We start from the raw sequence: 25,799 nt of genomic DNA on the forward strand, positions 1-25,799 counted from the left end.
TGACAAGTTTATTCGAGAGTTGTGTACCATTTTGAAGAAACAACAGCGGCTTGCTACCACAAATATGATCCGGCAACAGGCGCAAAAAAGGCATACCGTCCGCAGACGATATGCCTTAAATCTCAATATCATATGGCGCGCAGGTATTTTCAGCACACTCACCACTGAAAAACTGCTCAAACGCAGGCAGCCACTCGTATTAAACCATACAACGCGAATGGCCCAATTCTAAAGGATGCGACAGGGGAGATGCTCCGGTATGAAGTTGTTGTGTTTGTAGATGTGGGTAAAATGCAATAGGAAATTTTAGCACCGGTAACACTCCTTTCTTCCTCAAAATGGGTTCATTCTAACATGAGTAATCGTTCAAATTGGTAATATATTTCAAAATGGATCTCGTATGGTTGAATCTTAACACCCTTATTTGCGAATTGTCAAACCTTTTTCAAAAAAATGTATATGACTTGTCCAAGAAGCTCGCTGGGTTGGGACGGTTGGTGGCCATTCTAAAAGATGCTATGATATAGTTGGCAGACGTCATTGTACAAGGAGATGAGCATAACGTATGAGCATACAGGTAACTGAACCTGCGGCACAGTGGTACATTAAGGAGCTTAGTTTGAATCGTGGAGATTCGATCCGTTTTTTTGTTCGCTATAGCTCTGGCGGTGGGTTGCATCCAGGCTTTTCTCTGGGAATTGCCGTAGAGCCGCCGCAGCACCCCGTATTACAGCATGAAGCGGCTGGCATTACGTTTTATATGGAGGACCAGGATTACTGGTATCTGAAGGGCCATCATCTGGAAGTTAAGTATTTGGAGGAACATGATGACATTATTTACACCTATGTTGAGGATGAACAAGCTTAGTGTTCCACTGTCAATCATAGCGTGCAAATAGTTGTTCTTGGACATGAAAAGCGGCGGAGTATCGTGTTACAGGAGATAAGCCTGTACATGATGCTCCGCCGCTTTTTTGTGGTCAAGGCGGGTATGTCGTATGTCAAGGGTTGTTAAGTATCGGGCCATCGAGTGCAAAATCAAAATCATCAATGTCGTACACATGTACAGGTACGGAAGCTTCGATAATACGGTGGATCCAGTCCAATTGATCCGTCAGAATGGGTAATGATTCACGCTGAGCTGTCAACACCAGTTCAGTCTCAATTGGATCAAAATATTCTCCGTAATGCGCTGTATCAACAGCATTAATGATGATGAGTGATGTATTGACATCGAATAGAATAGGCAAGCTCTTTGCCCAAGGCATCTGAAGGGCACGCCGAATTTTTTTCTGATTCAACGGTTCCTCAAAATAACTGATCAGCTCGCTTACCTTCCGCTTCACATGTTGATCGTCCATAGGATTATCCATGAGCGGCTCTGTGCTATCCTGAAATTCGTATAGCTCTAGCAGTGATGTGTAAGGCACTATATATTCCACAGGGGCGGGAGATGTAAGTAGTTGGCCGTATATAGCCACCATTACAGCTTCCGTTACAAATTGTCGAGACATCGGTCAAGCCTCCTGCATTTACCAAATTATGCGATATGAGTATACCACAAAGCGGGACTGAATTCAGCCCGACATGCAGATTGCTATCATGTATTCCTATATTTGTTGTACGAATTTAGCTACGACCGATTAATAAGGAAAGCAATCCGGCAGCAATTAGAGGTCCAACAGGAACTCCTTTAAAGAAGGCAACGCCAATGACGGTCCCGATCAGTAGACCTGTCACAATAATGGGCTGTCCAGACATCAAAGTTACTCCGCGGCCGCCAAGATAGGCTACCAGAATTCCGATACCAATCGCGAGCAGTGATTTCCAGTGCAGGAAAGACTCCATCACCTGATTGATACTGATTTTACCGCTGGCTAGCGGGGTCATGACCCCGATCGTCAAAATAATAATTCCGATCGTCAGGCCATACTTTTCAAGCCAGGGGAAAGCAGTGTGAAAGCTGGTTACCCGCAGTAGCAGTAATACAACCATGGCAATAGTCACGGTAGAGTTGCCACTAACAATCCCTAGACCAGCCAATACGAGTAAGATAAGTGAGCTGTAATCCATACAGATGTTCTCCTTCGTTTAATTAGCTTTGGATATGTTCGGCGATTTGTCGCCCGTGCCAGCGGCCTGTTTCAATAAACACTTCATTGGCATTGCTGCCTGAAGCGATGACCCCGGCGACATATACACCTGGGATGTTCGTTTCCATCGTGGCAGGATTAAATTCTGGTTTGTCCAGATCCTCAGCCATGTGAACGCCGACAGACTCCAGCAGTTTTCGTTCCGGGTGAAATCCGGTCAGTGCCAGTACAAAATCATTCTCGAGTCGGAATGCTTCAGTGTCCAGCGGATTGACTATGACATGGTCTGGATGGATTTCGGTAATGCGTGCGCCTAAGTGCAGCGTGATTTTCCCTTTTTGTACCATACTGTCAAACAGTGGACGAACCCACGGCTTGATGTATTGGGACAACTCGCTTCGACGATATACCATATCAATCGTAGCTCCGACCCGCACCAATTCCATCGCAGCATCTACCGCAGAGTTACTCCCACCGATAACTGCGACCCGGGTTCCTGTATAGGGATGGGCTTCGCTGAAATAGTGCGTGACTTTATCCAATTGTTCTCCGGGAATGCCCAAATAGTTCGGATGATCAAAATATCCTGTAGCCACTACGACATAGCGGGACGAACACGTTTTGGTTATTTCTCCTTTGCTCAGGGTATGTACGGTAAATGTACCGTCATCCTGGCGATGAATGGACTGGGCCTCCTCATAATGCTGAATGTTCAAGTTATAATGAGTGGCTACCTTACGATAGTACGCCAGTGCTTCATGACGATAAGGTTTGTCATTAGGGGTGCTGAATGGAACATCACCGATTTCCAGTAGTTCGGCGGTGCTAAAAAACTGCATGTTCGTCGGATACAAAAAAATGGAGTGAACGATGTTGCTTTTTTCAATAATGACAGTTTGCAAACCTCTGCGGCTGCATTCGATTGCAGCGGATAGTCCGCAGGGTCCGCCACCGATAATGATTACGTCGTGCATTTGGATGAACCTCCAGTTGTATTGGTTTATTACGCCAGTTTTGTAGGGTTAACATTATTTTGACGATTAAAAACGGATCTCAGGATTGAAGCAAATAGCTCAGTATGTGAGAAGTTTTCAAATAATAATCCTACCGCAATGCGAACACAATATCCAGCTGTTTTCAGAAAGAGATAACGGACAGTGAAGATTGACAGACACTTTTAGCAAACATATAATTAGATATATATCTATTTTGTATGATTGAATTCGCTTGCATAGCAAGTATGTACTAGTGAAATGAGGTGCAATAACGATGCAACTGGATAAAATGGTCAATTATCATAAAGCACTTGCTGATCCAACGCGAATGCGGATATTACTTCTTTTGTCTCGTGGGGAGATGCATGGCCAAGCTTTGGCGAAAAAGCTGAATTTATCCCAGCCGACTGTTACACATCATGCTTCCAAACTCCGTGAGGCTGGGTTGATTAAGGAACGACGTGATAAAAACACGGTGTATTTTACACTGAATCCAGAGCTGATCCGGCAGCATGCCGAGGCGACGGTGCAATTTATTTTCGAAAAAGGAGAGGGGGAGGAAGAGATGTCAGAGTTGAATGAAACGCTGGAGGCGTCGGTCTTACGCAATTTTTTTTCCAAGGACGGCAAGTTGCGCCAAATCCCTGCACAGTATAAGAAAAAATTGATTGTACTTCAGATGCTGGCAGAAAAGCTGGAGCCAGGCCGTATGTATCCTGAACGTGAATTAAACGAGTGGATCAAGCAATACCATGAGGATTTTGCAACGATTCGGCGTGAGCTGATTATGCATCAGTTTATGTACAGGGAACGGGAAATGTACGAATTGAACCCGCGTGAGATGTGGACACGCTGGGATCAGGTACGCTAAACGAAACTTGACAAAGATTTCAAAAAAAGTTTCGTAGCAACCTTGACAGACAATTGATGGACTTGTATGATAAAGGAAATTTTAGGAGGAGGCGATGTTATATGCGTACGAACATGAATGGATGGGTTCAGCAGCAGAATGACTTGTCTCCCGCACGGACGATGCACGGTTAAAGACTGTATAGATCTATAGTCTTGGCTTAGCAGTTGGTTGGACAGTAGAACCAACGAAATCCGCAGGGAGTGATTCCCTGCGGATTTTTTATGGTTAGGCGTCTTGTTATCCAGTTGTTGGTTCTGGGGAGTGGTCCTTGAGAGACTGCTTGCTTAAGTGAACGAACGGATCACATCGGCCTGAATCGTATACCCTCCGCAGGGAAACCCCTGCGGATTTTTTGCATTGTTTGCATGCGGGGAGAAAAAATGTACACCTATCGAATAACACTACGATCAAAAATAAACGATGATTTCAGGAGGAAAACAATGAGTATACATGAATACGGTTGGTCTGATTACTGGAACGGTTTTTGGGACCAATGGAAGCAAAGCTATGAGGAAAGAGCAGGAAATACACAGGTACGTCCTGCCCGCTTGATTGCCGATTATGGACAAAAGGTGAAGCTTATCACAATGGATGGAGAACGCTGGGGAGCGGCTTCAGGTAAGCTACGACATGCTATGGTAGATCCGGCGGAAATGCCGGCTGTAGGGGACTGGCTGGCAATCACCACGTCGGATGAAGTGTCGGATGCAGTAATTCATGCCGTCTTGCCACGTAAAAGTCGAATATCTAGGCAGGCCGCGGGCTTTGAGACGAAGGAGCAGCTGATCGCTACCAATGTGGATACGCTGTTCCTTGTTAATGCGCTGAATCATGATTTTAATATGCGCAGACTGGAACGGTATTTAATTATGGCTTGGAACAGCGGGGTAAACCCGGTTGTCGTTTTGAGTAAGAGTGATCTTTGTGAAGATGTCGAACAGCGGGTTGCTGAAGCGGAGGGAGTTGCTCCTGGTGTACCTGTTATCGTTATCTCTGCTTTGCAGAACGAAGGCAGAGAGCAACTGGAGGCGTTTCTTCAACCTGGCTTTACAGTTGCTTTGACAGGCTCTTCCGGTAGTGGCAAATCCACGATAGTAAACTGGCTCTCCGGGTCTGAAGTTCAACTGACACAGGATGTGAGGGAGGAAGACAGCCGGGGCAGGCACACAACCACTCACCGACAGCTTTTTCCCATCGCAAAGCAAGCTGTTCTGCTGGATACACCCGGCATGCGTGAGCTTAATCTGTGGGATGATTCCATGGGTGTCGCTCATACCTTTGCGGATATTATGGAAACGGCGCAGCAATGCCGTTTTGCAGATTGCAAGCATAAGGGCGAAGCTGGATGTGCAGTGGAGGAAGCTATAGAGAGAGGGGAATTGTCGGAATCCAGAGTGAACAATTATCGCAAAATGCAGCGTGAACTGGAATATCAGGCGCGTAAGGAAGCAGATCGACGCAGGAAAGATAGCCGTTCAAGCACAGCCTCGGGTCGTAGGGATCAGCGAAGCGGCTGGCGACGTGATGTGGAGTGGTAAGCCAAGCTGCAGTGAAGCATCAAATGTAAAAATATAAGAAAATCTAAGTTGTATTCGGCATATGGTATAAAGGGGTGAATATATGCCGAACTACAGCATTGTGGTGGATTTATCGGATCGTCGTTTATATTTGAAGGATGGAGATCAGATTGTTCTTAGTTATCCAGTCGGTATTGGCAAGCTGGCTACACAGACACCGCATGGGCAATTTACGATTATTAACAAACAGCCCAATCCTGGCGGCCCTTTCGGAGCGTTCTGGATGGGGCTGTCCAAGCCGCATTATGGCATTCATGGCACCAATGAGCCATGGTCCATTGGCAAGATGGTGTCACATGGCTGCATTCGTATGCAGAATAAGGATGTGCTTGAGCTTCAGGAGAAGGTAAGTATAGGCACGCCAGTCACGATACAGCCGTAGCGGCTAGACGACACTATATTCTGTATCTACTCAGACATGGAAGCCGCGTCATAGGCTGTATCTGTGAAGCGTATTTCATGGTGAACGGCCGTAACTTTAGGTTAGATACTGCGTTTAGTTACGATTTGGGTTGGATAGGGATACGGGCTTCAATCTGTTTGGAGCCCTCTTTGTCGTCTGCGGACTTGACTAACGGTCCCGAAAGGCGTTCCCCTTGTGTACCGTACGCCTGTTTGGCGTTGGTCCACATATCTTCGTTCGGTTCGAAACTTATGACTATGGTGTAGTGGTTGGCAAGGCTCGGCTTTTTGACCCTCATGCTGAAGGAGCCGTCAGGCATAACTTTGGTTTGATCATCGTAGCCAAACTGCCATCGTCCCGGAAAATCAATCGTGAGTTTGACGTCCGACCCTTCCAGCAAATTGCTGCGCGCATATACATGATAATAGTTACCTTCTTGCTTCACATCAGGCTTAATCCACACTTGAGGGCTACCGTAGTCCTTAGGTTTGTTCCAGACGGGCTTAACTAAAGGGGTATTGCGTTCTTGTTCAGGATCAAATTCAGCCCCAATCCGAACTTCATGCAGAAGCTGTTTGTTTTCTTCGTATTGATATACATAAGGACCTTCTAATTTGTTGCCACCGCTGCCATACAGATTTCGTATTTCATTGTCTTGGTCATCTGGACGGAACAGAACAGTCAGATCCATACTGCCCTGTATTCCGGGGCGTTGTACCTGGAGTACAAAACTTCCATCCTTTTGAACGGTTGTCTCATCCGTGTACCCAGTTAACAGGGAGTTTTTGACCGCAAGATTCCCTTTGATCCGTGCTCCGGCCGGGAGGTTGGAATGTCCTGTAACCTTCACGGTATTTTTATCAATGCTAACGCCACCTGATATTTCGACATAGCTGCTGCCTTGCTCATGGACAGGTGTATGATTGGCAGCTCGTTCATCAAGGGATGATGCGCCTTGGTTGGGATTACCCGTTACGGTGTAGGCACGTGCTTCAGCTTCATGTTGGGCCATACTCCGGGTTGAAGCTTTTTCCCTGCTGCATGCAGCCAGCATCGTTAGGATTAAGAATGCACATAAAAGGTTCCAGCCTATTTTGGTCATCATGTGTTTACTCATAGTTTTTGCTCGCTCCTTGTCCATAGCTTCCAGGCTTAACGTGATTAAATTTTCGAAACTTTATGTATTTACCCTAATTAAAGGGTATGTAATCCCGTCTGCTTTATCCTATAAGTAACGTACCTGTTTAAACAACAGACAGAATGGTTAAAAATGGATAGCCTGATCATCCCCTTGAAAAGCAGGGGTAGCTTGCTGTAAAGGAGCCTGAGTCATATGTCCATTGACCGTTTTATCTTAAAAAAGCTGGACAACTGCCGGGAAGAGCATACACGCGCTAATTTACTAGAACTGTTTAGAATACGGATAGAGAAGGCGCAGAATAAGGAACGAGGCGGTAAAAAAGGTTATCGCAGAATACTTTAAATAGAGTCTAATCAAATGCATAAGCTGCGGTAAGTCACATGTATCATGTTTCAAAGCTGCTGATATGGAGAGGGTGCTGAAATGCCCCTCTCTTTTTTGTGTCTAATGTGGACAAAAAAAGTCCCTCTTAATAGAGGGACAATGCTAATGAATCATTTTCACTAACGCTATGCAGGATGGCTTCACAACCGACAATCTCTATACTGATCAAAGAGTTAAGACATTTTTGAAGGGCACGCTTGCCGCTGGAGATTTTATTCTCCAAAGTGTTACTTAGAAGTTTTAAAGTTTTTTGTACCGGTTGCTTATTTTCTTGATTGAAGTATACGGGAATACGTTTGTTTTGAAATGTAATTAATGTTCTCACAAAAATCACCTCGCCTGAGTTATTTCATGGCTTAATTGTAGTGCCCGTTTCTTAAAATTACCTTAAAAACACCTTATAAAAACATAAAGGTCTGAAAAATTTACAAAGTGTTCACAACAATCTAGTTAACAATCGAATTTAGTTCTAACTAATCGACAAAATGACGTATATCCCCATATTAAAAACGATTAAATACATATTATTGATGCTAATGGCTCTACTAATGCGAGAAAATATGACTAAAGTCGCTTTTTTATTTTTGGAGTGGGTATTTTGTAACAAATTGACAGTCTAATAGTCGGATGCTACAGTTACGATAGCCATATTTCCGTAGAAATAGGCTTTTTGCGTGAACTTTGCTATATATTAAGGATCGGGAGGGATGACAGATGATCCTGACCGTGCTTTCAGGACGACAGGAAACAGAGTGGTTTGACATCGAGGTAGCTGATGAATACTCGGTGGAACATTTAAAGTTGATGCTGGGTGTGCGCATTTTCGGCGAGCCTCCAGCGGAAGGCATGCAATATATTATGGAAGCAAAGTTCCCGGAAGGGCTTTGGTTCAGGGTGGGGGATAACCAGCTACTCACAGGATCAGGCTTGCGGGAAGGCTGTACTGTGCGTATTCAGCGCGCTTTTTCGACAACTCAGGACGAAGCGCCTGTGTATGGAAGGCGTTCTCTGTTTCAAAGTGAAAAAAATGGGTAAATACACACATGAAATTATATGAAACCTTGGTAAAATGAAATAGTAAGCGAAAAGGGGGACTTTTGTCTTGAATGCATTATACCAGCGATCCCCGAGATTACGGCCGGCGCTCCGAGAGGAGAAGCTGGAGATTTTACGGCCTCCGGCTGAGCCGAGCAAGCCGTCTTTTTCTATTATATCTATACTTATTCCGTTAATGATGACGTTGGTGACTATAGGCTTTTACGTATATATGAGCAAAACAGGTAAGATGGGCAACAGTAACTATTTGATGTTCCAGATGGTCACTGTGGTCATGATGCTTACATCTTATACGATTCCTTTTTTCGTCTATCTAAATAATAAGAAGGAATACAAGCGCAAGCTGGAGGAACGGGACCGCATGTACCGGGAACAGCTCCAAAAGCATCGTGAAGAACTTGAAATGAAACGCGAGGAGCAAATTCGCACACTATATGAAATTCACGGTGACCCGCAAATATGCACTCAAATTGTCAAAAACCGCAACAGTTCACTCTGGGAACGATCACCTGAGGATGAGGACTTTTTGCAGGTGCGTATTGGAACTGGACAAGTTCCCTTTCATATTAAATTGCAAATTCCACGCCCAGACGGTTATGATCGAGATCCTTTGTTGGGAGCTGCGGATGAACTGGAAGAAGAATTTCGTCTGGTAGACGCCGCTTCCATTGCATTACCGCTGTTTCAATCCAAAGTGGTTGGATTGGTCGGCGAACGGGAGCATACCCTTGCTGCGTTAAGAGTCATCTTGGCACAAGTGGCGGTTCGTCACTCGCCAGATGAAGTGAAAATTGCTTCCTTCTATGACGAGCGAGAGGAAAGTGAATGGACTTGGATGCGCTGGCTCCCACATGTGTGGGATGATGACCGAATTCAGAGAATGATGTCAGACCGCAGTAGCAGTGCACATCAACTAGCTGATTTTCTGTTTGCCAGACTGAACCGTCGTAAAAATAATCGCAATGATCGCCATGGTAAAGGGATGGAAGTCCCGTGTTATATCGTTGTTTTATCTGACACCCAGCTGATTGAGGAAGAACCCTTGCTGCCGTTGTTACTGGAGGACGGCCGAGCCATTGATGCGTGTACGATTGTGCTGGCTTCTCGTAAAGAGGCTTTACCGATGCAGTGTCAGCTGATTGTGGAGGCTTCCAAAGAGCAGGGCGTATATGCCCGCAAATCAGAATCGGCGGAGGTTGAACAGCAAAGTTTTAAACCGGATCGTTTATCAAAAGAGGAAGCCGATGCATTGGCGCGGTACATGGCTCCTATTCGCTTGAAGCGTTCCTCTGCTTCTGATATTCCCGCTGTGCTGCCTCTGTTTGATATGATGAGCGTAGCGAGTGTAGAAGAACTGGACGTGGCAGATCGGTGGCGACGTAACCGCCATCCTGATACCTTACCCGTACCGATGGGCGTGCGAGCAGGCGGCAAGAAGATTATGATTAACCTGCATGATAAGATAGAGCGTCAAGGACATGGTCCCCATGGCTTGATCGCCGGTACAACGGGTTCAGGGAAGAGTGAGGTTATCCAATCCATCGTAGCCTCGCTTGCTGCCGAGTTTCATCCGCATGATCTGGCTTTTATGCTGATCGATTACAAGGGTGGAGGCATGTCCAACACGTTCGTTAACTTGCCGCATGTGGTGGGTACGATTACGAACTTGGACAATAATTTGATTGAACGTGCCAAAATATCTCTTAAAGCAGAACTGGTTCGTCGACAGAAGATATTGAACGATGCAGGCAATTTACAGCATATTGATGAATATTACAGACTACTCCGGCAGCGGCAGGAACAACCGCTGCCTCATCTGGTTATTATTATTGATGAATTTGCACAATTAAAGCGGGATCAGCCAGAGTTCATGGACGAGCTAATCAGTATTGCTGCGATTGGGCGGACACTAGGTGTCCATTTGATTTTGGCGACGCAAAAGCCCGCAGGTGTCGTGGATGATAAGATCTGGAGTAACTCCAGGTTCCGCATCTGCTTACGGGTGCAAAGCGAAGGTGATAGCCGTGACATGTTGAAAATACCGAATGCTGCGTGGATTACGAAGCCGGGACGAGGATATTTTCAAGTGGGTAGCGACGAGGTGTTTGAAGAGATGCAGTTTGCTTGGAGCGGTGCGCCGTATATAGGCAACAGCGATATTTCTTCTGCACTACCTGTCCATGAAGTGAGACTGAACGGGAAACGTGAAGCGCTACTGACGGGTGGAGAACGGGCAAGCTCAGGATTAAAAGGTGAAGAAGCTCCTAAACAGCTTCAAGTATTTATTGATTATATTGCGAATGAGGCTGCTAAAGCAGGGATCGAACGACTTCAGGGACCGTGGCTTCCACCGCTGCCTGAATTGCTGGATTTAACAAATCTGCCTGCATGCACCGAAATAGATAGTACATCATCATCTTTGGAGCTGAAGGCTCTTATGGGTCTGGTCGATGATTTGCCGAATCAGCGACAGGAGCCGATTTATGCATCGTTGGATCATGGTCATTGGGCTGTGTATGGCATGCCTGGCATGGGAAAAACGACCTTTTTGCATACATTGCTGATGTCCACGGCTCAGCGTTTTGCTGCGAATCATTGGAATGGTTATATCATTGACATGGGTCGAACGATGCGCGATTTTGGGGAACTTCCCCAAATCGGAGCTGTTATGATGGCTGAGGAAGATGACCGGATCAAGCGATTGTTCCGTTATCTGTTCAAGATGGTGGCCGTACGCAAGGAAATGCTTTCCGAGGCTGGTGTCAAAACAATAAGTTCTTATCGACGTTCTGCTGTAGAGGATATTCCGCAAATTGTCGTAGTTATTGATGGATATCTTAATTTCCGTAATGCTTATCCAGATGAAAATGAACTGCTGGAATCTCTTTTGCGAGAAGGAGGTAGTCTAGGTATCACGTTTATCATTACGGCGAACCGGATTACCGATGTGTTTGAGAAATTCCGCAGTAACATACCGAATGCTGTTTCTTTTGAAATGTCCGACCCGAGTGACTATTATTATGCGGTAGGACGACCAGCCAAAACGCCAGGACCGTTAATTCCAGGCCGCGCCCTGGTTAAAGGACATGTTCCTCCGCTGGAGTTCCAAACGGCTTTGCCTTCACCAGGTGAAGATGAGGCGGAACGATCAGCACGGTTACGTCGCAATATCGCTGGCATTGCGCAGGAATGGAAAGGCAAGCACGCACCAGCCATTCTTCCATTACCTGAGCGGATTCCACTGTCGGAACTGCTTCAGCAGTGGGATCGGACAAGTGGACCCTCGGGCGCACTTCCTTATGAGGTGCCTGTAGGTCTACAGAGTGACGATCTTGAGCCTTTTCTCCTGAATCTAAAAGAAGGGCCCAATTTTATCGTGGGTAGTCCAATGGAGGGTGGAAAAACCTCTTTTCTAATGAGTTGGATTATATCGCTCGCTTATTACACATCACCTAATCAATTGGAAGTCTATACAATCGATACACGCTATGGAGGCGGAGGACTATCTAGATTACGGCATCTTCCTCATGTTAAGGCTGCTGCCGAAAGCGAAGAAGAAATGGGGCCTCTGGTACAGAAGGTGTATGATATCGTTCAACAGCGGAACAAGGAGGGGAATGATCCTGAATTGCTCCTGGTCATTGATGATGCGGATATGTTAAGTAAGCAACTGAACGATTTTATGATAAAGGATCAGCTCTCCGCCATTGTACGGTTGGGACGTGATCGCAATGTGCATGTCGTGCTATCTGGTGTGCCATCTGATTTTCCTACCTTTGGTGTGGACTGGTTTAATGATGTCAAGGCAAGCCAAAGCGGTATGCTATTTGGAACACTAGATTCGAATGATCTATCGTTCTTTCGTATCCCTTATTCGGAGGCGAACGCCGCTGCTGGTGGCCTAAAAGTCCTGCCACCTGGGCAGGGATACTACGTACGGCGCAAATTTACCAGGATAAAAGCGGCAATTCCCTTCTCAGAGCAAGTGAGCTGTGAGGATTGGATAACGAAAATTCGTGACCGATGGCATGTTGTAGTTTGAAGGGAGGTGGCTCATAATGTTAACGTTTCAAGCTTCCAAGCAGAAGTTAATAACCCTCAAGGCGAAGGAACTGTTTTTTCTAGCAGGCGTATTGGGTTCTGACAGACTGCTTGGGGTGGAAGATCCGTTTAAGGGCTATCTAGCAGAGGAGTTGGCGGAAGAGTGGGAGCAGGTAAAAGCTACTCTTTTGGAAAAGGGTTATCTAAAGCGGGCAGATAAGGGCAAAGAGCTAGCAATGCCTCCTACCGTTTTTTCAAGAGTCGCTATCGCGGGATTATCCAACAGGGCTTGCCGTATACGCTATATGCGGGGAGGCAAGCAGTTTGAAGGCTATCTCCATTGCACGAACGAACGTGTAGTGGAACTCGTGAAATCCGCTGATGAACCCGATGAGTATCGACTGTACGATCTGGGTAATGTGGAAAAGGCTTGCGAAACATTGATTGATAAAATGGGTTGGGTAGATCGACTTGTGCCTGAATCCCCCGCACTTATGTTCTCCAAGCAGGCATTTAATAAAATTTACGAGCAGTCGGCAGGAGAAAGTGTATCTCTGATCAGCAGTAAACTGACCGAGGCTAGCGGAGATGCAGAGGGGTCTGCAAGCCTGGCTCAGTCTTTGAGTTCCCGTGTAGCCGAGGGAGAACTGCAGTTGCTGGTTTGGAACGGCAGGGAGTGGGAATCACAACGGGCAGCCTTTGTCCTGTGTCCTGCAATGAACTGGATATTTCGGATGAGCTCTAGTGGTAATGGAGACTGGCTGATTGCAGCTATGGCTTCAAGAGATCAGTTTGTGGATTTATTATTAAATTGGTTGAAACAGTCGGCAGTGAATGAAGAAGTGACAGAAGAAGGGTGATGGATATGCGCATTCGAGTTGAACCGGATGTGCTTCGGGGGCTTAGCGGGCAGCTACAGCATGCGGCGGAGCAAATTCAACAGTTAACAGCAGGTTTGGAGCAGGCGTTACAATCGCTGGATTGGGATGTATCTGCACGCGAGGCGATCTTGAATCATTGGATGCAGGCCAAGCGGGTGTCAGAACAGATCCATGCTTACCTCCATACATCAGGTACACAACTGAACCGAAAGGCAGAGCAGTTTCAGTCTGTTGACCACAACTATCAAACGATTCTGTCATTTGCCAGCCAACCATTGGGACGACCCGTCACGATGCTCGATTGGTCGAATCAGCAATCACCGTCTATTCTGCCTGGGCAAGCTTCGGAAGGAGGCAGTTTGATTTCAAACCCGCAGTCTGTCGTACATGCCATTGCTGGTGTACAGTCTTCGGATATAGAAACGTTGCATCAGGATATTCTGATGCAGGCATCTTCTAGCAGTCCGCAGGATTGGTATTTTACTGATCCGTCTACAGCAAGAGATCAGCCTGTCGCTTAGTTGGGAACGCGTTCCGGGACAATCTGGATCGACTGCAAAATTTACTTGAATTCGTTTCGCAATTCCCGGCTTTATGGGACTTATTAGGTGGTTGTTTTGTTAATATTATACTGTTAGGTGCTGTTTTATAGTTAAAAAGTGGGATTATAACAATTAGGTCCTTTGCCTTTTGTAGGGAATTAAATAGCCATAGTACAATTTGAACCAGATAAACAAAAACATTATTTATCATCAAGGAGGACGCAAAAAATGGCAGGACGCATTTTAATTACCCCAGAACAGGTTGATCAGGTGGCTAACCAATTTAAACAAAGTGGTGAGCAAAGCCAGCAGATCGTTTCCAGTTTGACACAGTCCATCTCAGGTATGGAAGGTCAATGGGAAGGTATGACTAAGCAACGCTTCTTCCAAGAATTTCAGGAAGCTAGCAAACAAATGCAAGCTTTCGTAACGACTTTGAATAGCATCAGCCAAGAATTGACAGCTATCGCTAACAAATTCCGTACGGTTGACCAAACGAAATAAGTTGCCTTGCCTGATAGGGATCAACTTATCATACACCACTCTAAAAAGAAGCAATATGTGAGCCATTCCTCATGGTTTGGCACAGGATGTTCAGGAAAAACCGGGCGATCTTCGGATACCCGGTTTTCTTGCCATCCATAGATGTATATAATAAGGTGAGGAATACTAGCATACTGAATGATGTAAGGAGAGGGATGTTTCATGTCTTTTCAACCGAATCCGGGAGACGAATTGATCATAAACGGCACAGCTTATGTGGTTGGGCGACATCCCGCTGCACCCGGTTTAGCCTATGCTCAAGCAGGGCGACAGGGAATTGTATACCAGCTAAATGCCAAAAACGGAGCGCCGCATGAGGCCAAAGCCCTCAAGGTGTTTTTTCCGAAGTTCCGCATCCCGGCTATGGTTTATCAATCGGAGCATATGGAAGCATACGGGGATATTCCCGGTTTGCAGGTATGCAAGCGTGATGTGCTCACTCCAGAAAGAAACGGAAGTCTGATCGCCGAGCAGCCTGATTTGCTGTATGCGGTGCTGATGCCATGGGTTCACGGTATGACATGGTTCGATTGTCTCACAGATCAGCGTCAGCTTGAGGCTTCCGATAGTCTGGCTTTAGCCAGAGCATTGGCAGGGATCGGTTCAGCTATGGAGCAAAAAGGATTGGCGCATTGTGATTTATCGGCGCCGAATGTAATGCTTCCGTTTTTTTCTGAAGTGGAACTGCCTCAAGGCACGTCAGCTGTGGAATTGGTGGACGTGGAACAAATGTATAGCACTAAAATGGATCGTCCAGATGCTCTATTGGCAGGTTCGCCAGGGTATGCCGCCCATCGTACCGTCCACAGCGGGTTATGGAGTGCGTATGCAGACCGTTTTGCAGGGGCAATTATTATAGGAGAAATGCTAGGCTGGTCTGACCGTGTAGTAGTGGACAAAGCGTGGGGCGAAAGTTATTTTGATCAGCATGAAATGCAGACGCCTTGTGAACGTTATTTTATTTTACGAAAATCACTTGAATCCCGGTGGGGCAGCAAGGTGGTAGAATTGTTCAGCCGTGCCTGGGATAGTCAGGATTTAAGCAGTTGCCCTACTTTTGGCGAATGGCTGGTTGTACTTAATGCGGTTACTGAGCAGGAAATTCCAGTTGAGGCTATAGAACCGGAGCCTACTGCGACAGAAACAATAGAATCGGCAGCGGTGGGCGGCCTTGCCAGTGAAGCTGCACCCTCTTTGTCAGCGCCTGCACCGCTCAAAGCTGAACAGGCTGCATTGCTAAATCAGGCTGCTCTGGAGCAGGGAGAGCGTGGGGTAACGGACAAGCTGTTCCGACAGGCACGTGATTTGGAGCAGCAAAACAAACCTGCTGCAGCGCTAGAAGTATACCGGTCGTTGTATCATTTTGTAGAAGACGGTAGTCCTCTGCATGTGGAGGTGTCGGCTGCGATCACAGGGCTAGAGGAGCAGTTGAATCCCAAGACGCCAGAGCAACCTGAAAAATCAAAAGCCTGGTATCGATCCAAAGCATTTATCGTGACAACTGCGGCCGCAGTCGTTGTATTGGCAGCTGGAATCCCAGCCGTGAATATTCTTGCAGATCAGTCCAATCAGCGGCAAATCGAGGCAGCCAAGCAGGAAGAGGCAGCGAAGGCTGCAAAGGCGGCCGAGGAAAAGCTGGCAGCCGAGCAGGAAGCGGCTCAAAAATTGCTGACGGAGAAACAACGACAGGAAGCGGAACAGCAGACCAAACAACAGGCACTTGCTGCTCAAAAGCAACAGGAGGAGCAGAAGAAACAGCAAGCCCTTATCGCTCAACAGGTTAAATATGAAGCTTATCTCGCCCAAAAGGAACAAAACAAGCAGGCGGCTGCCAAGTTGGCGAAGCAAAAAGCGTATGATCAACAGGCAAAGTATGAAAAATACTTGGCTTTGAAAAAAGAGCAGGAAGCTCGTGCCGCCCAAGAAGAGGCAGCTCGTAAGGCAGCAGCCGAGGCGGAACAAAAGCAAAAAGAGTCCATGCATGCACGAAACAAGGAGAACGTTCTTCAGCTTATTTCCCTGTACAACAAGGCGTATGCCTCTCAGGAAGGTGGAAGCGCTGCGAAGGCTAAGAGCTTTGCCAAGCGTTTTAGAACACTATATGATAGTAATCCTTCTTATTATCGTTCGGTAGGTGAAGTGGGATATCGGGCTTCCTCGATTTATAACTTTTTAGGTGATACGAATTTTAGACTGCCTAAAATTTAATATTTCATATGTTTATATATGGGCGGAATGATAGATACAAAACAGATGGAGATAGAAGGTAACTGAGGGGAGCATGTACAAACTATGAATTATACAATACAGGCTTCACAACGTACTCCCGCCCTAATCATTTACCTGATTGACATCAGCGCGTCGATGAACATGCTGATGGAGGGGCGGCGGCGTATTGACGTTGTATATGAAGCTATATCGTTGGCGATCCGGCAGATGGTTTTTCGGTCAACCAAAGGAAATCGGCTGACAGCGCGCTATCGGATTGCGATTTTGGCTTATAGTGACGACGTGTATGACCTGCTGAATGGTGTTAAGGGGATAGATGAAATTGCGGCCATTGGCTCGTTGCCCGATTTGACACCCAAACGATTCTCAGATTCTGCAAAAGCCTTTTTGCAGGCTGAACGTATTTTGCAGGCGGAATTACCAGGGATGCAGGATTGCCCTGCACCATTGGTCTGTCATATGACAGATGGGGTTTCTACAGGCGATGATCCGGAACCGATTGCGAAGCGTATTATGAGCATGAGTGTACCGGACGGTAATGTACTGGTGGAAAATATATTTTTATCTGACAGGTTGCTGGAAACGCCTATTCAGGACCCCCGTCGCTGGAAAGGTCTGACGCATAATACGCCGTTGCAGGATGAACATGCTGTGAAATTGCGTGATATGTCTTCTGTACTGCCTGAAAGCTATCGAGAAATGCTGTTTGAGGCAGACTATCAGTTAGGTGAAGGAGCCATTATGATGCTGCCCGGAACCTGTGCGGAACTGGTGTCCATTGGGTTCCAAATGTCGGCCGCAACGCCTGTACGGTAAGGAGGTAAAAGCATGAATCCACTGCTGTCCCTGCTCCCGGCGAGCAAAAAAAAGGGAATGAATGCAAGGCTGACTCAGCAATTTGCTTACATAAGCTCTCAGACAGGCGATCAGCCTTTATCATCTCATCACAGTCGTTTTATGTGTCGTTATGGCTATGGAAGATCTGCCGAATCTGCCAGTATGGGGGAAAGCGGACAGGATTTCGCCGCAGTACGTATTCATAAATCCGTCTGTTGTTTTGTCTTGTGTGATGGTGTCGGGCTCAGTTACCGAGGAGATTTTGCAGCCCGCTATCTGGGTTCTTCTTTACTGGATTGGATGGAACGGGGACAAGATCTGTCTGCTGATCAATTGAGAGTGTACCTTGAACGTTTGGCAGGTACAGCGGCAGAGGAACTGGGTCGGCAGCCTTTGGATCACGAATCAGGCTTAATGCGTTCGGTATTGGAAGATAAACGTCGTCAGGGAAGCCAGTCCATGTATATTTGCGGTAAAATCGAACTGCCGAAGCGTGGTAGCCGTGGCCGTCTCCGACTTGCCTGGCAAGGGGATTCACGTTTGCGACTATGGAACGGTGCCGAAGAAATTAGCGAGCTGTTCGATCATACTTTCTCTACAGCGGAGCGCTGGTCTACAAGTCGGGGGCCGATTGGAGGGAAGCCTCATTGGTATGAAAGAAGCATACCCGCGGATATGCCGATGAGATTACAGGTATATACGGACGGTTTATCCGATTTGGACCCCATTCGCGAGCCTATCCCTGATGAGCAGATACAGGTATTGCTGGATGCATCCCATACCGGGGGACTTGATGATGATGCTGCATTTATTGAGTTGCAGTGGTAAATAAATAAGAAAAGGACGTTATACAACCATGGATATGGATGTATACGTCCTTTTTTGATGAATACATAGAACATACGATTCTTTAAGATATTTGTAGAATGTAACGAGGAAGAGAAGGAAAGAGGCGCTAATACGCGTAATATTCGTACTTTTCTTAAATATCGCAAAGGAATAGCAAAAAATGCGCAAAAATAGTGATTATAAAGTATATCCTTTTGGGTAATCTTGTGATTATACAGATTACAGAAAGGGAGCGATACATATGAGCTACACATATGCAGGAGGCGCGCGCTTTGAAGGCAAAACCGCTCTAATCACGGGAGCTGGTTCTGGGATTGGCAAGGCAACGGCCATTCAGATGGCTAGAGAAGGAGCGAATGTCGCTCTTTTTGACGTAAGTAATGAGCGCATTTTGGAGACGGAAAGAGAAATTAATGCTATACGTGAAGGATCAGCGCGGGCTTTTGACGTGGACATTGCCGATCCGGTGCGTGTGGAAAAGGCAGTTCTGGAAGCGGTTGAATTATTTGGCGGGTTGCATATCATTTTTGCCAATGCGGGGATTAACGGGGTCGTCGGACCGATTGAGGATCTGAGCATTGAGGATTGGCGGCAAACATTGTCCACGAATCTGGATGGTACCTTCCTGACGGTGAAGTATACAATACCACATTTGAAAAAGAACGGTGGCGGCAGCATTATTATTACCAGCTCCATTAATGGAAATCAGCGCTTTACCAGCTTTGGGATGTCAGCCTATAGCACATCGAAGGCGGGTCAAACTGGTTTTGCTAAAATGGCTGCGCTGGAGCTGGCTAAGTTCCGTATTCGTGTGAATGTCATCTATCCGGGTGCCATCTCGACGAATATTGATGAAACCACGGAGAAATCGGAAGGGTTAAAGCAAATTACCATCCCCGTCAAGTTTCCCGAAGGAGGACAACCGTTGGCTGATGGACCGGGTCAACCCGAGCAGGTAGCTGATTTGGTGACATTTTTGGCCTCTGATCATTCGCGACACATTACTGGCGCACAAATTGTCATTGATGGGGCAGAGTCGTTATTGTTTTAGAAAATACTGTCCATACACTGATCGACAGCATGGATGACAAATATGTTGACTATTACTTTCATCAGCTTCACGATGCTTGGTGATATGTACAATGCTCGCAATGGGCGCGATGAGAGGCAATGATGCGAGTGAATGAGGCAAGAATACGAGGGCATACAGGAGATAAAATACGGAAGAACCACCGAAGGATGAAAAATCCAGTGCGGTGGTTCTTTTTTTCACACGTCTTGTATGCCATCATTATAGGGGGAGGCGATGAAGGATGTTCCAGGATTTCAAGCTCGTCAGTGACCGCCCGGTCTCGATACAAGTAAAAGAATACGTCAATCGTTTAATTATAAAAGGGGCGCTTCAGGCGGATCAGAAGCTGCCTTCCACACGAGAAATGAGCGTTCTGCTTAAGGTGAGCCGCAATACCGTCATTGCAGCCTATGAAGGCTTGGAGGATGACGGATTTGCGTATGCAATTCCCGGAAAGGGTAGTTATGTGGCCGCCATGGTGGGCCAGTCAGCCGTAGATAACGGAGGATCTGACGATTCTGCCACCTGGGAGATCGACTGGAAGGCAAGAATGAACGAGTATGCTGTATCGGCTGTTGATCTGGATATGATGAAGCAGGGCATTCGTGCCCAAAAGGGAACTATCTCGTTCACAAGCATCGCTCCGGATGAGCAGCTGTTTGATCTGGGGGATGTAAGGCGAGCTTTTATGGATCGGATGGCAATCGAAGGGCAGGTGCTGCTCAACTACGGCTATGCCAAGGGCTACAAGCCGCTGATTGATTACCTGATGCATTATATGGAGAACAAGGGCGTCGATATAATTGGCAAGGATATGCTGATTACAGGCGGGTTTACAGAAGGCTTTGACATTGTGCTGTCGGCTTTACGCCCTTCTGCACGCCGCGGAGCGGCAATTTGTGAAAATCCGACCCATCACACAGCGATCAAAAATTTGAAGTTGCAAGGATTTGAGATTACCGGCATTCCGATGGAGCGTGACGGTATTGATGTGGAGCGGCTAGAGGAGGTACTGCAGACCAATAGCTTCGATTTGGCTTATTTAACTCCTTCCTATCACAATCCGACAGGCATCGTCATGTCGCCAGCAAAGCGCAGCGCTGTTATGAAATTAATGATGCGCTATCAGATTCCGGTGATCGAGGATGGATTCAATGAGGAGCTGCGTTACTCGGGAGCGCATATTGCGCCCTTAATAGCGACAGCAGGCCAAGGGAACGGAGTAATCTATATTGGCAGCTTCTCCAAGGTGCTGTTCCCTGGCTTGCGTGTAGGTTGGGTGCTTGGAGACCGAGCACTGATTGACACTCTGGAAAGCATTAAGCGTGCGCGCACCATTCATACCTCAACAATCGATCAATCGATTTTATACCAATATATGCTTAACGGAAATTTCGATAAACATGTAAAAAAAGCACGTACAGAGTATAAGCGCAAATATGAGCTGACAAAGACATGCTGTGAAGCACATCTTCCTGAGGCGCAGGTGTCTGGTGACGGGGGCTTGCATTTGTTCCTTACCTTCCCGACAGGCGTAAATACACGCCAGCTGCTAGAAGCTTGCACAGAACAGGGTGTCATTTTTACACCGGGAGACAAGTTTTTTATTCAAGAAGGCGAAGGGACGAATACATTGCGGCTTGGGTTTTCACGAGTAACAGATGAAAATATCGAACGGGGTATTCAAATAATCGGTAAACAGACGCGTAAATTTCTTAAGGCATAAGGATTAAGAAAAGAGCTATAGAGAAGGAATATTGTTTCGAAGAAGCAATAGCGATCGGATGAACATCCGTAGCCACATAAAGATTTTGAAGAAAAATGAGGTGTCATGATGAAAATTGGCGTTATTATGGGCGGTATTTCCTCTGAGCGTGAGATTTCTCTGCAGACAGGTCAAGAGATGATCAATCATTTGGATCGCAGCCGTTATGAAGTGGTTCCAATGGTGATCGAGCAGCGAGCGGATTTAATCGCGCAGGTCCAGCAGGCAGGCATTGATATCGCGCTGTTGGCACTGCATGGTCAGTATGGCGAGGACGGCACGGTGCAGGGAGCGCTGGAGACACTGGGCATTCCCTACACAGGCAGCGGTGTCCTGGCAAGCAGCTTATGCATGAATAAGCAGTTGTCCAAGATGCTGTTGAAGGCAGCGGGTGTGCATACGCCTTCAGGCCTTTACTGGCAGGGGATGGACGATTATGATCCGCAGGTGGTGGAGCATTTGGGCTACCCGGTTATTGTGAAGCCGAATATGGGGGGATCCAGCATCGGCATCCAGCTTGTACAAAATGAGAAGGAACTGCTGCCGGCTGTTCAGGAGGCTTGCAGCTTGGATCAAGCGATCTTGATTGAGCCCTATTATGAAGGGACGGAGATTACCTGCTCCATCGTAGATGGCGAGGTATTACCGATTATTAGCATTAGCTCCGCTCGTTCGAAGTGGTTCGACTACAAAGCAAAATATGAGGTCGGCGGCGCTGAGGAGAAGGTGATCGAGCTTCCCCCCGTTATTGAGCAGCGTGTGCGCGAGGCGGCACTGTCCAGCTACCGGCTTCTGCAATGTAAGGTCTATGCAAGGATCGATATGATTTTGTGTCAGGATAGACCTTACGTGCTGGAAGTGAACACATTACCGGGAATGACCGCCAACAGCCTGCTTCCGAAGAGTGCGGCAGCTGCGGGTATAACCTTTACACAGCTACTCGACCAAATTATTGCCAGCTCGCTCCATGAGCGGAAACAGGAATGGAGGATGGCGTAATATGTTTAGTGAAATGGGGACAGGGCGGTTTGTATCCTCGCGCGTACGGGATATTCGCCCATCGGGAATTCGCGCTTTTTTTGATCTGAATGCAGCAGGCGGAGGTACAATCGCCCTTGGGGTCGGAGAGCCTGATTTCGTTACACCGGACAAGGTACGTGAAGCTTGCATTCAGGCACTGCGTGAAGGACAGACGAAATATACTTCGAATGCCGGCTTGATGGAGCTGCGGGAGGAGATCTCTGCTTATTTTTCCGGCAGCTTCGCGCTTTCCTATGACCCTGAGCAGGAAATGATTGTGACGGTGGGGAGCAGTGAAGCCGTCGACTTGGCGCTGCGAGCAGTGATCGATCCGGGTGACGAGGTGCTGATTCCAGCACCAAGCTATATTGCCTATGAACCCATTACCCATCTGCATGGCGGTAAAATTGTAGAGGTGGCAGCTACGGCAGAGGAGCAATTCAAGCTGACCCTGCAAGCGCTGCAAGCGGCAATTACACCTCATTCAAAGGTTTTAATGATCAATTATCCCTGTAATCCGACTGGAACAGTTATGACGAAGCAGGATTGGCTACCGATTACAGAGCTCATTATCAAACATAATCTGGTCGTCATTTCGGATGAAGTGTATGCCGAACTGACTTACGGGAGAAAGCATGTCAGTATCGCCTCCTTGCCGGGCATGAAGGAGCGTACGATTGTCATCAGCGGTTTTTCCAAAGCATTTGCGATGACAGGCTGGCGGGTAGGCTATGCGTGCGGTCCGCATGAGCTGATTGCCGGCATGCTGAAAATCCACCAGTACACAGCCATGTGTGCGCCCACCATTGCACAGATTGCCGCGCTGGAATCATTGCGCCATGGCTTGGCTGCCAAGGATGAGATGATGGCGAGCTACAATGAACGTCGCAAGCTGTTTGTGGCCGGCTTGAATGCAATCGGGCTTGCTTGTCATGAGCCTGAGGGGGCTTTCTATGCCTTCCCTTCAATTACTTCTACTGGCATGTCATCTGAGCAGTTTGCACTTCGTATGCTGAAGGAAGCGAAGGTGGCGGTCGTACCGGGACATGTATTCGGATCAGGCGGAGAGGGCTTTATTCGCTGCTCATATGCAGCCTCGCTCGTCGATTTGGAGAAGGCGCTGGCACGGATGGGAAGGTTTATGCAGGTAATGCAGCCGGTATGATGAACAGGGTTAATAACTCGAATTTTGCCGAACGTTTTCATAAAATATTTTACAAATACCTTTATGATTTTCGAAAACATAAAGGTATTTTTCTGATCAATGTAGTGGATATTTCTGGATGTATTTACCCAAAGCCCGAACGTTCAGCTTTGGAGTTAACTGGTGGAACCTTGCTTTTAAATGCGCTATCGATGAATTAAATATATTCGAATGTGCGCTTCCTCTTTCACAGGTGGCAGAACTGGCAGAGGTGAAATAAGTCCAGACAGGTATTTGTTGCTAAGCCAAAAAGCGAGTCTGTCCAGGTGCGAATGTGAAGCTCACATGAATTCTCCGAGAGATTCGCGCCTCAGATTTTGTCGAATTATATCGAATGTGAACAAGTTTTAAACGATCGCAAGAGGATGAGGTAATATTAGATGCGTTTTTGCCAAAATAACGCTAGAATGTTACTTAAATAGGGGGCATTTGACCCATTTTCGCTGTCGCACTCTATATGAGTGCGTGGATTGCGGATTTGTTGGCTGCTAAAAGGTTTGGTTTAGAACAAGTCGTGGTTCAGTACAGTCAGCATTTTCATTTTACAAACGAAGATTTGCACGAGGAGGATTATATGAATAAAAATGATGATCGTCATGATAACACCCCAGAATAAAGAAGGCAGTCGAAAATATAGACGTACTCTTGATAAACTTTCTAATACATAAATAATCAGTCAAGTAAAACGCCGTTGGGAACGGAGAAAGCAATCACTATTTATCAAGTTTGTCCTTAATTTACAGTGGAGTAGGTTGGGGTATTTTTATGAACGTAAGGAATTTGAAATTCACAAATCTAATATTTAATAGTAAAGCTGATCCTTTCTAGGATCAGCTTTACTGTTTACTCATTCCACTATACAAGTAAAAGTACTTTTTTACTTGTGAGTCTTTAGCGTTCTGCCCTTAAAGAGAATATAGGACAGCTCATGTTTGATAATTTTATTATTCTCTATTGTGTTCACATAATCTATGTCATCTTCGCGAGTTACAATTTCATCCTTATCTATACTGGGTCTTTTACGATTTCTATTTTCCCCGGCCGTGCTATTGTCAGAAAAAATAAAAGTGGTATTTAAATCTTCAATGCCCTCACTAATCTTTTTCCCTGTCATATTCTTAGCTGTAATGGCCAGATGAATTTTTTCTCCCATGGTCAATTTGTACGATAACAACTGGAATGCATTTTCTTTATCCACTTGTTCTCTAAAATGATCCAAATCTTCTACATTCTCCATCGTAGGTGTCTTCATTAATTCTTTCCCAGAGAGGAAATACAGTTTATTTTGCTGATCCCATTCCTGGTGTATATCTAAGTACTTAGTAAGTATCCCTAAAGGCACAAACATCGCATTTTTATAAAGTACAGGGACGGTATCCATCACGGACGTGTTCGAGTCGGTAACAATCTCAGAGGAGTTCATTTTAAACTTAACCTTGTGTGTTCCAAACTTAATTGTAGCCGTATTAGAAGTTGGGTCAAACGTAGTCTGTCCTCCCAACAAATCATTAATAGATCTCAAAGGCACCATATAGCGATTGTTCTGATCAATACAAGGGGCTTTGGGGGCTGTGAACAAGACATAGTAATTGTTAATCTTCAAAAATGGAGTGTTTGGAGCTATACTTTGAGCTGACATTTTTCCTGTATTGGGTTGAGAAAAGCAACAAAACAATGCGCCTATAAGTATAATTCTGAACAACATCTTTCCCACAAAATTTCCTCCTTAAAAGAGAGGGACGAAGCAGCCCCTCTCATAAAAATTCAGTCTAAAAATATACTGTCTGTTTCCTCTCCTCCATGCACGTAATCCACTTCAACTTTACTCCGTGGCATAGAACAATAATCATAGGTTTGACTGTTACGCCAAGGGATATTATCTTCTGAATTTGAACCGATATAGGATGTGGCCCAACGAACTCTTCTAATGTAAGATCCATCATTATAGTCTTGTCGATCTTGTATCTGCCCTATACTTGTCGTTCTTTTGATAAGGTTACCGTTGCCATTAGCAGTCCAACCTGGGGCCGGCTCGACATAGCTCCTACTTATCTTTTCACCGTCTGCATAACCAGTTACAGTCAAGGCAATGTTACCGTCAGAAGGGACATGAAATTTCATTTGTACTTCTTGATCAGGCTCAAAGCGTGGCTTAAAAGTATACTGAGAAAAGACTAAGCTCCCTCGAAGTGATTAAGTTTTCTCACTCAAACTCATGAATTCGCAGGATTTCACCTTTAGTTTAGCGCGAGAT

General features: G+C 46.2%; 25 protein-coding genes. 19 read left to right on the forward strand and 6 right to left on the reverse strand.

From position 1 onward, the window contains the following. The first annotated feature begins 31 nt into the window (after positions 1-31). Both NLX78_RS02695 and NLX78_RS02700 read left to right on the forward strand, forming a co-directional pair. Entirely contained in the window at positions 32-232 is a 201-nt protein-coding gene (locus NLX78_RS02695) for a hypothetical protein (protein WP_231109418.1), read from the forward strand. Between the two features lie 333 nt (positions 233-565). Then, positions 566-868 (forward strand): HesB/YadR/YfhF family protein, encoded by a 303-nt coding sequence (locus NLX78_RS02700; RefSeq protein ID WP_061829410.1) that lies wholly within the window; start codon positions 566-568, stop codon positions 866-868. A 133-nt stretch (positions 869-1,001) separates the two neighbouring features. Here the strand turns inward: NLX78_RS02700 and NLX78_RS02705 are convergent, their stop codons facing one another. The 3 genes from NLX78_RS02705 to NLX78_RS02715 form a co-directional block, all read right to left on the reverse strand. Continuing rightward, positions 1,002-1,514, reverse strand: coding sequence for an ADP-heptose synthase (locus NLX78_RS02705; protein WP_250268125.1), 513 nt, complete (start codon positions 1,512-1,514; stop codon positions 1,002-1,004). 115 nt (positions 1,515-1,629) lie between these two features. Beyond that, on the reverse strand, positions 1,630-2,073 hold the full coding sequence (locus tag NLX78_RS02710) for a DUF441 domain-containing protein (RefSeq protein ID WP_029517055.1): 444 nt from the start codon (positions 2,071-2,073) through the stop codon (positions 1,630-1,632). 22 nt (positions 2,074-2,095) lie between these two features. Then, positions 2,096-3,067 carry a YpdA family putative bacillithiol disulfide reductase gene (locus NLX78_RS02715; protein WP_254349522.1) on the reverse strand — a complete coding sequence of 324 codons (972 nt, stop codon included), beginning with the start codon at positions 3,065-3,067 and terminating at the stop codon, positions 2,096-2,098. Between the two features lie 295 nt (positions 3,068-3,362). Between NLX78_RS02715 and NLX78_RS02720 the strand changes: the two genes are divergently transcribed. The 3 genes from NLX78_RS02720 to NLX78_RS02730 all read left to right on the forward strand — a co-directional run bounded on the left by NLX78_RS02720 (position 3,363) and on the right by NLX78_RS02730 (position 5,960). Further along, complete coding sequence (locus tag NLX78_RS02720) at positions 3,363-3,959, forward strand: DUF2087 domain-containing protein (RefSeq protein ID WP_061829408.1); 597 nt, start codon at positions 3,363-3,365, stop codon at positions 3,957-3,959. A 482-nt stretch (positions 3,960-4,441) separates the two neighbouring features. Continuing rightward, on the forward strand, positions 4,442-5,539 hold the full coding sequence (gene rsgA / locus NLX78_RS02725; RefSeq protein ID WP_254349523.1) for a ribosome small subunit-dependent GTPase A: 1,098 nt from the start codon (positions 4,442-4,444) through the stop codon (positions 5,537-5,539). Positions 5,540-5,621: 82 nt separating this feature from the next. Further along, the gene (locus NLX78_RS02730) at positions 5,622-5,960 is read left to right on the forward strand and encodes a L,D-transpeptidase (RefSeq protein WP_023988260.1); all 339 of its coding nucleotides are present in this window, start codon (positions 5,622-5,624) and stop codon (positions 5,958-5,960) included. 118 nt (positions 5,961-6,078) lie between these two features. Here NLX78_RS02730 and NLX78_RS02735 read toward each other — a convergent pair whose 3' ends face one another. Further along, on the reverse strand, positions 6,079-7,098 hold the full coding sequence (locus NLX78_RS02735) for a flagellar motor protein MotB (protein ID WP_254349524.1): 1,020 nt from the start codon (positions 7,096-7,098) through the stop codon (positions 6,079-6,081). Positions 7,099-7,314: 216 nt separating this feature from the next. Between NLX78_RS02735 and NLX78_RS02740 the strand changes: the two genes are divergently transcribed. Next, on the forward strand, positions 7,315-7,464 hold the full coding sequence (locus tag NLX78_RS02740) for a hypothetical protein (protein WP_023988262.1): 150 nt from the start codon (positions 7,315-7,317) through the stop codon (positions 7,462-7,464). Between the two features lie 127 nt (positions 7,465-7,591). Here NLX78_RS02740 and NLX78_RS02745 read toward each other — a convergent pair whose 3' ends face one another. Next, the gene (locus NLX78_RS02745; protein WP_013370782.1) at positions 7,592-7,831 is read right to left on the reverse strand and encodes a hypothetical protein; all 240 of its coding nucleotides are present in this window, start codon (positions 7,829-7,831) and stop codon (positions 7,592-7,594) included. Positions 7,832-8,220: 389 nt separating this feature from the next. On the opposite strand from NLX78_RS02745, the gene NLX78_RS02750 reads away from it, so the two are divergent. The 13 genes from NLX78_RS02750 to NLX78_RS02810 all read left to right on the forward strand — a co-directional run bounded on the left by NLX78_RS02750 (position 8,221) and on the right by NLX78_RS02810 (position 24,161). After that, positions 8,221-8,541 (forward strand): hypothetical protein, encoded by a 321-nt coding sequence (locus NLX78_RS02750; protein WP_023988263.1) that lies wholly within the window; start codon positions 8,221-8,223, stop codon positions 8,539-8,541. 67 nt (positions 8,542-8,608) lie between these two features. Further along, positions 8,609-12,604 carry a type VII secretion protein EssC gene (gene essC / locus NLX78_RS02755; RefSeq protein WP_254349525.1) on the forward strand — a complete coding sequence of 1,332 codons (3,996 nt, stop codon included), beginning with the start codon at positions 8,609-8,611 and terminating at the stop codon, positions 12,602-12,604. Positions 12,605-12,620: 16 nt separating this feature from the next. After that, the gene (locus NLX78_RS02760) at positions 12,621-13,463 is read left to right on the forward strand and encodes a hypothetical protein (protein ID WP_250268130.1); all 843 of its coding nucleotides are present in this window, start codon (positions 12,621-12,623) and stop codon (positions 13,461-13,463) included. Positions 13,464-13,468: 5 nt separating this feature from the next. Continuing rightward, positions 13,469-14,005 carry a WXG100 family type VII secretion target gene (locus NLX78_RS02765; protein ID WP_254349526.1) on the forward strand — a complete coding sequence of 179 codons (537 nt, stop codon included), beginning with the start codon at positions 13,469-13,471 and terminating at the stop codon, positions 14,003-14,005. A 249-nt stretch (positions 14,006-14,254) separates the two neighbouring features. Further along, positions 14,255-14,530: a WXG100 family type VII secretion target gene (locus tag NLX78_RS02770; protein ID WP_013309990.1), complete on the forward strand. Its 276-nt coding sequence runs from the start codon at positions 14,255-14,257 to the stop codon at positions 14,528-14,530. Positions 14,531-14,731: 201 nt separating this feature from the next. Beyond that, positions 14,732-16,777, forward strand: a complete 2,046-nt coding sequence (locus tag NLX78_RS02775; RefSeq protein WP_254349527.1) for a serine/threonine-protein kinase — start codon at positions 14,732-14,734, stop codon at positions 16,775-16,777. An 84-nt stretch (positions 16,778-16,861) separates the two neighbouring features. Continuing rightward, the gene (locus tag NLX78_RS02780; RefSeq protein ID WP_013309992.1) at positions 16,862-17,614 is read left to right on the forward strand and encodes a vWA domain-containing protein; all 753 of its coding nucleotides are present in this window, start codon (positions 16,862-16,864) and stop codon (positions 17,612-17,614) included. Between the two features lie 12 nt (positions 17,615-17,626). After that, on the forward strand, positions 17,627-18,463 hold the full coding sequence (locus tag NLX78_RS02785) for a hypothetical protein (RefSeq protein WP_254349528.1): 837 nt from the start codon (positions 17,627-17,629) through the stop codon (positions 18,461-18,463). 262 nt (positions 18,464-18,725) lie between these two features. Beyond that, complete coding sequence (locus NLX78_RS02790) at positions 18,726-19,535, forward strand: SDR family oxidoreductase (protein WP_023988269.1); 810 nt, start codon at positions 18,726-18,728, stop codon at positions 19,533-19,535. Between the two features lie 262 nt (positions 19,536-19,797). Further along, the gene (locus NLX78_RS02795) at positions 19,798-21,282 is read left to right on the forward strand and encodes an aminotransferase-like domain-containing protein (RefSeq protein WP_254349529.1); all 1,485 of its coding nucleotides are present in this window, start codon (positions 19,798-19,800) and stop codon (positions 21,280-21,282) included. Positions 21,283-21,390: 108 nt separating this feature from the next. Further along, positions 21,391-22,320, forward strand: coding sequence for a D-alanine--D-alanine ligase (locus tag NLX78_RS02800; RefSeq protein ID WP_061829394.1), 930 nt, complete (start codon positions 21,391-21,393; stop codon positions 22,318-22,320). A gap of 1 nt (position 22,321) precedes the next feature. Then, a complete protein-coding gene (locus NLX78_RS02805; protein WP_254349530.1) occupies positions 22,322-23,506 on the forward strand; it encodes an aminotransferase class I/II-fold pyridoxal phosphate-dependent enzyme in 1,185 nt (394 codons plus the stop codon). A gap of 496 nt (positions 23,507-24,002) precedes the next feature. Then, entirely contained in the window at positions 24,003-24,161 is a 159-nt protein-coding gene (locus NLX78_RS02810; RefSeq protein ID WP_254349531.1) for a hypothetical protein, read from the forward strand. Between the two features lie 261 nt (positions 24,162-24,422). Here the strand turns inward: NLX78_RS02810 and NLX78_RS02815 are convergent, their stop codons facing one another. Next, entirely contained in the window at positions 24,423-25,250 is an 828-nt protein-coding gene (locus tag NLX78_RS02815; RefSeq protein ID WP_254349548.1) for a copper amine oxidase N-terminal domain-containing protein, read from the reverse strand. Between the last annotated feature and the right edge of the window lie 549 nt (positions 25,251-25,799).

Source organism: Paenibacillus sp. Lou8.1 (assembly GCF_024213565.1).
GTDB lineage: Bacteria > Bacillota > Bacilli > Paenibacillales > Paenibacillaceae > Paenibacillus > Paenibacillus polymyxa_B.

What these genes read in the sequence shown, in the direction of transcription:
- NLX78_RS02815 (WP_254349548.1), bottom strand. Translation starts at nt 25,250, where the DNA reads ATGTTGTTCAGAATTATACTTATAGGCGCATTGTTTTGTTGCTTTTCT.
- NLX78_RS02730 (WP_023988260.1), top strand. Translation starts at nt 5,622, where the DNA reads ATGCCGAACTACAGCATTGTGGTGGATTTATCGGATCGTCGTTTATAT.
- NLX78_RS02715 (WP_254349522.1), bottom strand. Translation starts at nt 3,067, where the DNA reads ATGCACGACGTAATCATTATCGGTGGCGGACCCTGCGGACTATCCGCT.
- NLX78_RS02770 (WP_013309990.1), top strand. Translation starts at nt 14,255, where the DNA reads ATGGCAGGACGCATTTTAATTACCCCAGAACAGGTTGATCAGGTGGCT.
- NLX78_RS02790 (WP_023988269.1), top strand. Translation starts at nt 18,726, where the DNA reads ATGAGCTACACATATGCAGGAGGCGCGCGCTTTGAAGGCAAAACCGCT.
- NLX78_RS02775 (WP_254349527.1), top strand. Translation starts at nt 14,732, where the DNA reads ATGTCTTTTCAACCGAATCCGGGAGACGAATTGATCATAAACGGCACA.
- NLX78_RS02735 (WP_254349524.1), bottom strand. Translation starts at nt 7,098, where the DNA reads ATGAGTAAACACATGATGACCAAAATAGGCTGGAACCTTTTATGTGCA.
- NLX78_RS02720 (WP_061829408.1), top strand. Translation starts at nt 3,363, where the DNA reads ATGCAACTGGATAAAATGGTCAATTATCATAAAGCACTTGCTGATCCA.
- NLX78_RS02740 (WP_023988262.1), top strand. Translation starts at nt 7,315, where the DNA reads ATGTCCATTGACCGTTTTATCTTAAAAAAGCTGGACAACTGCCGGGAA.
- NLX78_RS02780 (WP_013309992.1), top strand. Translation starts at nt 16,862, where the DNA reads ATGAATTATACAATACAGGCTTCACAACGTACTCCCGCCCTAATCATT.
- NLX78_RS02800 (WP_061829394.1), top strand. Translation starts at nt 21,391, where the DNA reads ATGAAAATTGGCGTTATTATGGGCGGTATTTCCTCTGAGCGTGAGATT.
- NLX78_RS02805 (WP_254349530.1), top strand. Translation starts at nt 22,322, where the DNA reads ATGTTTAGTGAAATGGGGACAGGGCGGTTTGTATCCTCGCGCGTACGG.
- NLX78_RS02705 (WP_250268125.1), bottom strand. Translation starts at nt 1,514, where the DNA reads ATGTCTCGACAATTTGTAACGGAAGCTGTAATGGTGGCTATATACGGC.
- NLX78_RS02785 (WP_254349528.1), top strand. Translation starts at nt 17,627, where the DNA reads ATGAATCCACTGCTGTCCCTGCTCCCGGCGAGCAAAAAAAAGGGAATG.
- NLX78_RS02700 (WP_061829410.1), top strand. Translation starts at nt 566, where the DNA reads ATGAGCATACAGGTAACTGAACCTGCGGCACAGTGGTACATTAAGGAG.
- NLX78_RS02760 (WP_250268130.1), top strand. Translation starts at nt 12,621, where the DNA reads ATGTTAACGTTTCAAGCTTCCAAGCAGAAGTTAATAACCCTCAAGGCG.
- rsgA (WP_254349523.1), top strand. Translation starts at nt 4,442, where the DNA reads ATGAGTATACATGAATACGGTTGGTCTGATTACTGGAACGGTTTTTGG.
- NLX78_RS02795 (WP_254349529.1), top strand. Translation starts at nt 19,798, where the DNA reads ATGTTCCAGGATTTCAAGCTCGTCAGTGACCGCCCGGTCTCGATACAA.
- NLX78_RS02750 (WP_023988263.1), top strand. Translation starts at nt 8,221, where the DNA reads ATGATCCTGACCGTGCTTTCAGGACGACAGGAAACAGAGTGGTTTGAC.
- NLX78_RS02765 (WP_254349526.1), top strand. Translation starts at nt 13,469, where the DNA reads ATGCGCATTCGAGTTGAACCGGATGTGCTTCGGGGGCTTAGCGGGCAG.
- NLX78_RS02810 (WP_254349531.1), top strand. Translation starts at nt 24,003, where the DNA reads ATGAGTGCGTGGATTGCGGATTTGTTGGCTGCTAAAAGGTTTGGTTTA.
- NLX78_RS02710 (WP_029517055.1), bottom strand. Translation starts at nt 2,073, where the DNA reads ATGGATTACAGCTCACTTATCTTACTCGTATTGGCTGGTCTAGGGATT.